Below are 11,672 nucleotides of genomic sequence, written 5' to 3'. Positions count from 1 at the left end.
GCTCCCAATCAAGCGGTTTGTTCAATGAAAAAAACGTTTGTCCATCCTGCATCGTTCGTCACCTCTTTTCTGTCTTGAAAATCTACTGCCTTAAACCCCCGCACGCGCGCTGGGAAAAGGAAAGGAACTACGGTACGCTATTCCCCTCATTCCGACCCTTTTCGGCCATCAAAGGGAACTACAGGGCGCTATTTATCCGCAACCCTCGAATTAGCCCGATCTGGGTCAAAATAGGACCCTGTAGTTCCGCTTATCGCTTCATTTTGCAGCAAATCGCATAAATAAGGGCTCTTAGTTCCCGCAAACGCACCCGCCAAGCTCAAACAAAACAGAAACTAGAGCATCACGCATCCAGCTGCTATAAATCCGTCTGACTAATCGTCTCCACCTCATGATTGCCGGAGTAGACCAACGCATAAGGAGGGATATGTATATCGCCAGCGCCATCCTTCTGAAAACCAGTGCCTTCAGCATCCAGCCAAAGATCCTGCACATACACTACACCTTTGATCCGGGAAATAACGCCGTATATATCACCTTTGTACACCGTCCGGCCGAAACGCCAGCCCTCCGAGCCCTGGCCATGATCCATCGGCTGAAGCAGCTGTCTCAGCTCTTGCGTAATGCGGCGCTGCTCATTTTTGTACTTCGGTTCCATGACGACTACCGCGTGAACCGTGATTTTGATATATTCCGCCGGAATCACGTGGAGCTCTGTCGTCAAAAGCCGATGCCGATCCAGATGCCCCTTGATCGTCTGCAAAAAGCCCTTGCCCGCTTTCGGCTTATCGCTTTCGCTATAAGGCACAACCGCGACGGTCATCTGCGCTGGCGCTTTGACCTTGGGGTAATCCCGCATGCCTGGCTTGTACAGCGGGATTGCCTTCACCCGCGCGACGCGCAGACCCGGCGTCGCCTTGGCGATGCGCTCGTAGTCCTCGCCGGTCACCGCTCTGGTCGGCGTGTCCAGCTCGCGCCGCACGCGCAGCTTCGCCTGTGTGAGCGTCTCCGCTTCCAGGCCGCCCCGCGCCGGGAACGGATTCGTCACGCTCACGCCAGGCTCCTCCGTGAAGCCGGTCACGAGGCCGTCCTTCACGTTGCCCCGCTCGCCCCCGCCCGCTTGCAGCGCCAGGAACCGGATATTCGGTTCCACCGACTTGGGCGGGACAAGCCCCGCTTCGTTATTGCCGAAGCGGATCGTTCCAGCCACAGCGTCGTAGACGTAATGCCGGTCCGTGGACTTCGAATTATCGAAGTCATCCACGGACCGCCAGTCGTCCCACACGACGCTGCCTCCGCCACGCGGCCAATAGCCTACCTGCAGCAGCATGCTGCTGGGCTTGAACGTGCGGCCGCGAGCGACCTCAAAGGTCTGACCCGGCAGACCTTTGCTGCCTCCAATATAACGGCCGTAGTCGAACTCGGCCGTGTAGGCAATGAGCCGCACCCGCTGCGCGCCTTGCGGTGGGATGCTGCCGTTCACCCCGTCGCCAAAGCGTAGACGGGTTATGCGGAGGGTCGAATCCTGCAGCAGCTGGCAGACGAGATCATTCGGCCCGTAGTCCTTCAGCTCAGCGACGATGTGCCAATCGAGCCAGCGGCCCTGCTCATTCTGCACCTGCACCGTGTGCAGTCCGCCATAAGCTAGATAAGAGCTAACCTCAAAACGCTGATCTGGTTCTCCTGTGCTGCCGAACGTCGTCACTTCGCTGAAAGTTTCCTGCTCTGTCGCCTGCACACTGTTCAGGCTTACCTTCTCGATTTTTGGTGGAAGCTCATAACCGTCCTCCTCCAGTGTACAGCAGATCCAGTAGCGGCTGCGGTCATCGGCTGGATAGAGAGCCATTGGCTTCATCTCGGAAGTAATGCGAAAACGCACTTCACCGCTCTGTGACAGGTGAACCGTCGTGTCGCTTATTGCCTCGACCGGCAGCCAGCTTTCACTTTGTCCACGCTGTCCTTGCCCCGCAATTTGTCCTGCACCAGCGAACGTCCATCCCACCTTCGCAGATGAAATGATGGGCTCAGCCGCATCCTGCCGATGGCTCACACGGACTGGATATCGATCGTATAGCTGAAATGCCAAGGAAACCTCTGTTTCCACGAGCAGCGCCCGATCGAACCCTAGATACAGATGCGCTCCTTTGATCGCATCCGACCCAAAAGCGTAATAAGCAATCTTCGCCTGGTTATTGGATGTAAAATCGCCAGCCGCCGTCTCTGTGCGTACCAGCACCTTCTCCAGCGTCGAAGGCACGAGCTGTACCGTACGAGTCGTCTCAAATCGCTGATCCATCGCTTGCAGCGGAGTCCCCTTCGGAAGCACAAGCGGCTGATCCACGTTTGAGAATGCCACATCACAAACAGCCGACACCGCTTCACGCTGGCGAATGCCGAGCAGCTTCAGAAACTTTCGCTCATTTTTCTCCGTTACGCGGTTTAGGTAATACTGCTGCATCTCGGTCATCCATGACATCAGCTCCAGCAGCGTAATCCCTGGATCGTGTTCATTTTCATCCGTCCACTCGGGAAACAGCTTTGGAATCGACTTCCGAGCCTCCATCACCATCTGTTCAAACATTCGGTCATCCAAATTAGGGATTGGCAGCACTTGTGCTCACCTCCTTCGATATTCCTTACATAGCGTTCACGACTACCTTATGTTTCCCGCTCACAATAATGCCGTGCGGGAGCGCCGGGAGTCGGTTCACGTCCAGCTCGACCCGCTCGCTGTCCTCCAGCTTATAGACCGTCATGTAGAGTTTCTCTACATGGCTGATCGTTCGAATCGTCTTAAGTAACGCGTAAAAGACAGATGGATGAATTTGCTGGCCGATAGCCCAGCCCTTGCCGTCGAAATTCCCGGTCAATGGGTCCAAGAAGCGGTTCAGCTTCTCCATTGCCTGTATTTCCGTCGTGACGACAGCATCCATGCCTTCAACAGCCACAATGGCCGAAACGGAGATTTCCATATATACGGGCTCGATCACTTGGAGCCGCTCTGGAAAGGCTACAAGACTCGATGCGCGCTCGATGATATAACGCTCAACTTGCTTCTTAAGCACAGGAAACGCGAGGCTGCCTTGCTGGCCTTCCTTTGGCAAAATAACAAGTGTCATAGCGCCGATCTCTTTTTGCATATAGGCGTTTCGATTGGCGATACAGCTCACTTTGGCGATGTTCGGATAAGCCTCGCGTGCGAGCCATTCGTAATCTTTGGCCGAAACCGCACGGTTTCTGTGCTTCAGCATCTCAGGACCACGCTCCAGGGCCGACTCCAGCTTCTCGGCTTGGCAGCCACCAGACGCTGGCTCCGGATTATACACCTCGCCGACAAATGCGATAGAATCCTGCATCTGATTAATTTCACGCGCGCCTACATTGCCTATTTGCCCCGAAGTCACTTGATACGTGACTTTGATCTGCGCCAATCCGCCTTTTGGCGGGTGCATGCCATGAACGCCGTCGCCAACACGAATGCGGCCAAACGTGCGATCGATCATATAATGGCGATCTTTATTGCCCGAATCAGCCATTTGACGTACGGCCATCCAGCGAACCCACAACTGCAGCAAATTGCCTTCGGAATCCCGGCTAATCTCCATCAGCGGTGTTCCAGCTCTGTCATACTCGGCAATCTCTTCTTCCGTCACGAATTCCGTCTCATCGACCCAGACTTCTTCCGATACGATGCCATTTCGGCTCAGCTGGTACTCTAGCTCCTCCAGCCCTCTGGCTTCAGGAACTTCTCCGATAATCGTCTCCTGCTGGAGAACTTGAATGGTGTTCATATAGAGCCCATAAAGGGTAGGAACTTGAATTCGCCCTGTCATATCATCGTATTTGTCGTCGCGATTCACAGCGCGAATCCAGAATCCCTCTTGGCCAAACAAGGATTCACCAGCAAAATCTGAAGGGCCTACAAACTGCACCGTCCCGCTCTGCGTCAAACCGTTCGTATCGTCGATCACCTTAAGTGGTACCCATTCGGAAGGATGTCCCAGCATTAAGCCTGCACGTAAATATTCCCACTCCAACAGTGGCAAGTCTTGCTCCGCAAACCGTTGCTGCTTCACCGAAACGTAGACCGAAATCGGGCCCTTAACAGGCGGCGAATCGAAGCATAGATGCATCGCTGGATGACTTCCCTCTAGTGGCTGATAGGGTTCGAAGCCCCCTTCGAGCTGCTTGCTGTGACGTGTCCGATCCTCAAATACCGTATTATTCAGCGCCAAACAATGCTCAGCAGGATAAAGACGATCTTCGTATTCATAGGTCATGGAGACCTCATCGATCCACGGGGATAAGAATAGCGCCTGTGCCACGTATGCATTTTCGATATGTAAAATTCTTGCCCTTATCCAATGGTTTTCGTTGCCATTCACATAAGTGGCTTCGAGGTCAAGCGGACAGCGGAAGCTAATGTCTTTACGCACTTTCTGCTCTGTCGGGTAATAAAACAGCTTCTCCGCTTCTTTTCCCACCTCTAAACGCACCCAAGTTGTGCCATTCCAATACTCCCAAGCAACCTGCAGCACCGTAATATGGATGACAGGAGGCTTATCGAATTTGGACTTTTTCATCACCATTTTCCAATCGATGTTATCCGTTAGTTCCGCTCCGAAACGGTTCTCAATAGCTTGCAGCCCAAAACTCAGCTGAATATCGCCGTCTTTTTTCGTGAATACCTCCTGGCTCCCGATATAAAAAGTGCCATACAGTGCAAACTGGTCGCCAAACGGATAAAATCCGCTGGGGTCCGCAGCAATATCATTGTAAAACATGAGGTCCGGCTGAATGCCGCCTTGTTCCAGCGAATCCGTGTAATCGGTTTTGAAGGAAATATGGTCCATAGACAGCTGGCTATCCGCCAACGTTTTCCCACCTGGCAGAAGAGGTTTCAGACGGCATTGAATCCATCGACCTTCCCTTCCGTTCACTTCCTTCAGGGCAAGTTTCCCCTCGTGCGCTTTGGAAAGGATAACCCGATTACCTTTGGCTGCTACTTGGTCAAAAGGCATCCATCCGTCCGCCGTGGCATACAGCCACTCGGTTAATAGCGGGTCAGCCAGTTGGCTAGACAGCGCAAGCTCTTCAAACCGCCGTTTGGAGTTGCGGAATTCAATCTCAATCCGCGCCGTGCTGGACAAGGTGAAGAGAGCACTGTGCTCCAAGAAGATCGCATGCTCCTGCAAATTATCCCCCTGCAGCCGGAATAGCGCTGTCGGGGCTGCCAAGCCTTGCCGGGATGCCGTCAAAAACGCCTCCGCGATGCGAATAATCTTATCCTGCTTACGACTTGTCACGTAGGCATCCGTCAGCAGGGCAGGCGTCAACAGCGCGCTGCGGGCGGTTTCATACAAAATATTACCGTCCTCAGCTGCTGCAGCAACCTGTGTACCCGACGATATGAACACGGACTCCTTCGTCCCCTCGTTCAGTGCGAAAGTCAAATAACTGCTGGCTGGTCTGGCCGGAAGCAGCGTGACATCGAACATATTGAGGAACGAAATAAGATTTTTCGTAGGCACTCGGTTCAAACGTTTGATGTTGTCATGAAACATATCCGCGAACATGAGGAATAACGCCGAACCCGGGTCCGGGTTCTCAGGCGTAAAGCGCCATTCCGGCGTATAATAAGGCGCCATTTCCTTCATCTGCGCTATGAGATCTGGTATATCTCGGGGGTCAATTTTGGGAGGTTGCATCGCTCAGCTCCACCTCCTCTCTTGCACGTATCATCATCGTTTCCGCTGCCTCTTTCTATTTCGAACCTTCATATAAGTAAAAAGGATACACTTGGTTAAACAAGTTATTCGTCGTACGCACTAGATACGAGATGCGAATCATCACTTTACCCGGATCATCTGCTTCCGGCACAGCCTTCACGTCCACCTCATGGACCCTCGGCTCCCAGTTACGAATCGCCTCTTGAATATTGCTTTCCAGCAGATGCAGAGATGTATCGTCCGTTAAGCCAAAAATGAATTCCTGCACGCCGCAGCCAAAGCTCGGACGCATAACCCGTTCTCCCTGTGTGGTGCCCAGAATAACGCGGATCGCTTCAGCGATGTCTTCCTCATATTCGGACATCCGAATTCGCCCTGTTGCAGGGTCGACCTGAATCGGGAATTTCCAGCCTCGCCCCAAAAATGCTTCCGACACCCGTCCACGCTCCTTCGTTAATTGATTTTGACCATACTGCCTTTAATATTAATGATGCCATCCGACTTCAAATCCAGCGTAGCCCCTGCTTTAAGCGCCATCGTCGCTGATGCTTCTATGTTAATTTGCGTTGATTTAATTTTAATTTCTTTCGAACTTTCAATCGCTACTTCGCCTTTGGCATTAAGCGTGATCTTGGATGTTTGACTGACGATCGAAATCTCATTCGCCGATCCGCCTTTGATCATAATCTTGTTGTTCCCGCTTTGATCGGCAATTGAAATACTGTCGTCCTTGTCCTTCAACTCGATAATTTGACCTTTTTTAGTCTTTATCGTGATGCTCTCGTCACCTCTTTTGTCATTGAACGATAATTCATGGCCTGAGCGCGATTTGATCATCCGCAGATCGTTTTTCTCGGCTGGCGCCGGCGGCTTATTTTTGGGATTCCACAGCATACCGATTACGAAAGGCTGGCGCAGCTCCCCGAGATGGAAAGCGACTAACACCTCATCATTCACTTCCGGGATAAAAAGACTGCCCATCTCCTTACCGCCCATCATCGTGGCAATGCGGACCCAATCCGTTTCGGTTTCCGTTTCTTGCAGTGGCAGCTTCAGCTTCACTCGCCCCAGCTTATCAGGGTCGTTATTGTTGGTCACAACTGCGACCATAACACCGCCGATTTTCTGGGAGGCGAAGTTGGCCACACCGCCAAGGGTGATATCGGGAAGTTTGAACATTATACTGCATTCCCTCCTATCTGAAAGCGCGTCGTATAACCGTCATCATTAATCAGGTGCGTAGCGCCTGTCACATAATAGGGTTGGTCAAACTTTGTGCCTACTCCATCAAGCTTAATATACCGTCCTGCTCTAATTTCCGGAATGCCGATGCATTCTCCTGAACCGCTGATCAGCTTCATAGCCCGCCTGTTAAGCAGGGCGCTGGCATATGTTTTGGCTTCCTCCACAGAGGTGACATTGGTGTACACATGTTCCACGAAATCCCCTTTGGACGCAAGGATATCCTTCCCCGTTCTGGAATTTGAACCAAGCTTCGATATGCTAGCTGACTCTCCTTCAATCACTTTCAGTTCTTTGTTATCCCATGCTCGCACCTTCACGCTGGTGATCTGCTCGGCAAGATTCATGTCGATGGTTAGACTGCGCAAGGTTTTTCCCATTTCCAGTGTCAATACTGGCGACATATCGGTAAGTGGCTTGCGGAAATACAAGTTCTTCCCTACAACAAAGAAATCATAATTGACCAAATTAGCTAAATTTTGAATGAAATGAAAGTCATTAATCTGGCTTTGAGCAATCACCGGATATTCGGTCGTCGTCGCATCAACATGAACTTTGGCACCGTAGGTTTTGGCGATTTCCTCGACAATATCGCTATATTTCTTTTTGTTCCACGAGCGGGACTTCGTTCCCTTCATCATCAAATACGAGAAATCCATCCCTCGTACAATGAGACCAGGTGCTTCATTCTCGGGGAAATCGACAACGACAGACGTGATAAATCCAGTAAATACCGGTGTGAATTTATCGACATATCCAAGACTAATGTCGATGGCTTTCCCCAGTGTAAATTCGGTAAGCCACTGAAAATCGTTTTTCGTCACATCGTAAGCATTCGTTACTCGGAATGAAAAAGAATCCGCCGTTCCATCGATAGAGGTCTCCACGCGTATCGTAGAAATGGCCATATTATCAGAAAGCTTCGTCCCATCAACCGTAATTAAGTAAGCTGGCGCGAAAAACTCTTTGTACTTCTTAGCTAAATCATCATAAGTGGATGTGCTGGATTCCAAGCTTAAAGTTGCCATTGGATCAGTCCAATCTTGGGACAGCAATACGTCGTCCCGTTACGACTTTGAGCGGATTATCGATCTGATTCGCCTTGGCAATTTCCCGCCATAAGCTTGGATCTTCGTATTCATGGGCAGCAATCATCCAGAGCTGTTCCCCTTGTTTCAGCATCTTCTGCTTCGTTCGGTCCGCTGAGTGGCGGGGAATTGTCTGCAGCTGCTCCTTCTTCGTATGCCAGGAGCGAAAGGTAACTTTCAGCTTGGCACGAACCGGCACTCCCGTATCGAGAAACATCGTGAACTGTTGATTCACCTTTTCGACAACACCTTTGAAGTCCAGGGAACCCCAGACAAATCGGCAAATTGGAGGCGCATGCAGTTCCTTCTCTACATCCAGAAGACCGGATATTTTCTTCGTATATTCACGGACGTCCGTCCCTTTTTCGTAGGTGTCAAAATAAAAATCCATGGAGAGCGTGGTCGTCCCACCACTCACGAATTGTCCGATAGGCATGGACAGACCTGGCACCGTATTCCAAGAATAGCTGTTGGTCGTATCAAGTGTATACTCACCCGGATTAAACAAAACTTGCACATTCTCTTTGCTGTTTCCCTTGTCTACGATAATCATGGCTTTCTTGAGTGCCACACGTGTCAGTCCTTTCCTCTTCTTCTATGTAAAATGTTAAAATCCACGTCGCTGCTGCTCGAACTTCATTCTTTTCTCGATTTCGCGGAATACTTTATCCGCAATCTTGGCAACATCCAGCTGCGGGATCTGCTTCATGATCTCTTGCAGCTGCTCGCTAGTCAGCTCCGGCGGCGCTTGTGGAACCGGCGCCGCTGGGGTTTGGGCCTCATCTGCGCTCGCTTTGGTGCGCAGCCAGTCCATCTCCAGCGGGGCATCCGCAAGCGTGCTGTTCGGCACTGGAGCCGCTGGAGCTTGCTTGTGCTCCAGCGTTGGCAGCTGCGGGGCTAGATGCTCCTGCCTCGCGGATCCGATGCTGCTGCCTAGGATAGGCAGCAGTGTGCTGGCGCTGCGCTGAGCGCCAGCGGTTGTGGCGGCGGCTCTGCCTATGGCAGCCGCCTGTGTGAAGCTGCCCGTCCCGTAGACGGGCAGTCCGTTTACCGCTGCGGCAGGCGAAGCCGCAGCGGTTCCCGCAGGAGCAGCGATGCGCGCTCCTGCGGTGCTCGCCAGCAGCGGCATGACACGCGGTGTCATGCTGGCGGGCTGGCGAGCCATTGACGCGCGAGTGCTTCGCGCGTCTGTTCTTGCCGCTGCCCGCGAAGCGGCAGCGGGCTGCCCTGCCAGAGCGCGCGCTTCTTCCAGCGCGCTCTGGGCTCTGATGGTTCGCTCTGCGGAATCAGACTGGAAGCTGCCGGCTTCCTGCTGATTGAGCGAACCAGAACTCGCGCGAAGCGCGCGTTCGCTTTCAGCGGCTATGGTTTGCCGCTGAATATGCTCAACTTGCGCTCCGCGCCTAGCTCCCATGGCAGGCTGCTTCCGCGATGGCATTGCGCTCCCTGCCTGCAGTTGAAGCTTCGCGCGTGCCTCAGCTTCCATTAACCGCTGAACTTCGGTTGATCTACTTGTATCAATCAAACTCGAATTTAGCGACCTTATTTGGCCTGGGCTAGCTGAAGCTCCCTCACCTAGAGAGGCCTGCGTCTTTCTACCAACCATTGGAACTGAAGTTCCAATTCCTCTAGTAATACTCAGGGGCCTACTCTGAACGGTTCCTGAGGACAACTCACTTGCAGTTGTGGATGATCCTATTAGTTCCTTAACATATACTGTACGGTTACTGCTTTCTGGTTCCACTTTTCTATCCAGAGAAGACGGTTCTTCTCTTTGTCTCCAAATGGCCTGGACAGCAGTCATTGGTGACTGTTTCCGCAGCACCGCATCAGCTTGCCTATTCCTCAGCATTCCTATTTCTGCTGCTGCCGGTGCAAGGCTCGGTCCCATGCTTTTCAAACTATTTTCCGTTATTTTCGATGCAATCTCAGCTGCAAAGCCTCCCGATGACAGGCTGCTTTGAGTCCAATTGTTCGATCCCTTTTCACTGGCGTCTGCAGTCAACTGACTGCGTCTGGCTTGTTCTTGTGGTACCTCTGAATCAGGTAGCTGCTCCGTCGATTTACGGAAAATCCTTTCAATCATCCGACCAAAAGTGTTCGATCCTCTAACCCGACTTCCCCTACTACCTTCAGCGGATCGTTCTGTATTTTCACTGACCAAGCGGCTGCTCGGTCTATTCTCGTCATTCATTGCTGCCATCACGGTAAAAATAGACCCAATTTTCGAGATACTGGATTCTGCGATTTTTGCAGATATCTCAGAAGCTAAGTCAGCAGACGGTAGAGTGCTTTGCACGACATCTGCATCTCGCTCAACCATCTGGTTTTCAACCCGCTGTTCATGATTAACATGGCTTCCTTCATTGCTAGCTGGAGAGCGGAATATACGCTCAGCTTCCTGAAGTCGGCTACTTGCTTTAAGACTAGCACGGTAACCGTCAAGTGGACTGGCTGAAACTAACTTCGTTAAGCTGTTTTCAGCCTTTCTAGCTATATTTGTAGATATCTCAGAAGTTATGTTTGAGGGACGGTGGGCACCTCGTTCTGAAGACGCATTATTTCCCGCTTCAGGTCGATTCCCCCCTATTTGTTTCTCCAATTTGGCAATGGATCGAAATACCCGCTGAGCGTTTTGCACCACGGAACTCGCCTGTAGGCCGGCTCGAAAACCTTCCATTTGCCGTCCCATTGGGCTTTGTAGACTTATCGGCTGTGTGTTCTTGGCATGACTCATCTCATGGGGACTACCCATCAGTGCTGTACCAGCTTCACTACTTCTATCCGGTAGCCTCCCCTGATTGCTCTCCCCCCGCAGCATTCGCGGTTTGGGCATCGTCATAAGATTAGGATTTGTATATGTACTTCCAACAATAGAATCATTAGAAGATTGCTGTCTTTGTTTTTGAAGGAGCTGCTGCAGCAATTTTTCATTGCTTTGAATTTTCACGGCAGCTTCTGCACCATTTTCCATGGGGTTAGGCTTTCTATGAATAAGCTTGGATACTCTGGACGCACTTTCATGACTTGTAAAAGCAGGAATCCGCTGTCCACTCACTTGATTAGCGACAGGCTTCTCTGGATGCTCCATCACGGAACTCTGTCCCATTTCGCCCGCTGCTCGCATAGTTAGACGAGCTGCTCTTACATCATCAGCGAGCTTAGTATCACTGGAAATTACTCCCACATGCCTTGACTCAACATTCCTTTGCCTATCTGCATGAGTAGCTGTTGCATGATCCACCACTTGCCCTGGCTGCTTCACATTCCCTTGCTGAAGAACTTCCGTCTGCACTAGAGATTGAGCTTTCTCTTGCTCTTGCGCTTTCTGCTGCTCTTGCGTTCTTTCTTGCTCTTGCACTCTCTGTTGCTCTTGCGTTCCTTCTTGCTCTTGCACACTCAACTGCTCTTGCGTTCCTTCTTGTTCTTGTACTCTCTGTTGCTCTTCCGTTCTTTCTTGCTCTTGCACTCTCTGTTGCTCTTCCGTTCTTTCTTGCTCTTGCACTCTCTGTTGCTCTTGCGTTCTCTCATGCTCTTGTACTCTCTGCTGCTCTTGCGTTCTTTCTTGCTCTTGCACTCTCTGCTGCTCTTGCGTTCTTTCTTGCTCTTGCAC

Annotated in this window: 7 protein-coding genes; all 7 read right to left on the bottom strand. The window is 51.6% G+C overall.

Annotated elements, in window-relative coordinates; translation table 11 throughout:
* Nucleotides 1-358: 358 nt before the first annotated feature.
* Nucleotides 359-2,611: a putative baseplate assembly protein gene (locus tag AC1DUA_RS07575; RefSeq protein WP_477499148.1), complete on the bottom strand. Its 2,253-nt coding sequence runs from the start codon at nucleotides 2,609-2,611 to the stop codon at nucleotides 359-361.
* Between the two features lie 25 nt (nucleotides 2,612-2,636).
* Nucleotides 2,637-5,708, bottom strand: a complete 3,072-nt coding sequence (locus AC1DUA_RS07570) for a baseplate J/gp47 family protein (protein WP_477499147.1) — start codon at nucleotides 5,706-5,708, stop codon at nucleotides 2,637-2,639.
* 55 nt (nucleotides 5,709-5,763) lie between these two features.
* Nucleotides 5,764-6,165, bottom strand: a complete 402-nt coding sequence (locus AC1DUA_RS07565) for a GPW/gp25 family protein (RefSeq protein WP_079410475.1) — start codon at nucleotides 6,163-6,165, stop codon at nucleotides 5,764-5,766.
* Between the two features lie 17 nt (nucleotides 6,166-6,182).
* Nucleotides 6,183-6,908, bottom strand: coding sequence for a phage baseplate assembly protein V (locus AC1DUA_RS07560; RefSeq protein WP_477499146.1), 726 nt, complete (start codon nucleotides 6,906-6,908; stop codon nucleotides 6,183-6,185).
* Nucleotides 6,908-7,999, bottom strand: a complete 1,092-nt coding sequence (locus AC1DUA_RS07555) for a phage late control D family protein (protein WP_477499145.1) — start codon at nucleotides 7,997-7,999, stop codon at nucleotides 6,908-6,910. The genes AC1DUA_RS07560 and AC1DUA_RS07555 overlap by 1 nt, the downstream gene beginning before the upstream one ends.
* A gap of 4 nt (nucleotides 8,000-8,003) precedes the next feature.
* A complete protein-coding gene (locus AC1DUA_RS07550) occupies nucleotides 8,004-8,630 on the bottom strand; it encodes a CIS tube protein (RefSeq protein WP_186456340.1) in 627 nt (208 codons plus the stop codon).
* 36 nt (nucleotides 8,631-8,666) lie between these two features.
* Nucleotides 8,667-11,672 (bottom strand): hypothetical protein (locus AC1DUA_RS07545; protein ID WP_477499144.1); only part of this gene is annotated, 3,006 nt, incomplete at its 5' end.

This window comes from Paenibacillus sp. 01T422 (assembly GCF_056398785.1).
Note: the sequence above shows the minus strand (reverse complement) of the source record. Positions and strands in the feature narration are given on the sequence as shown.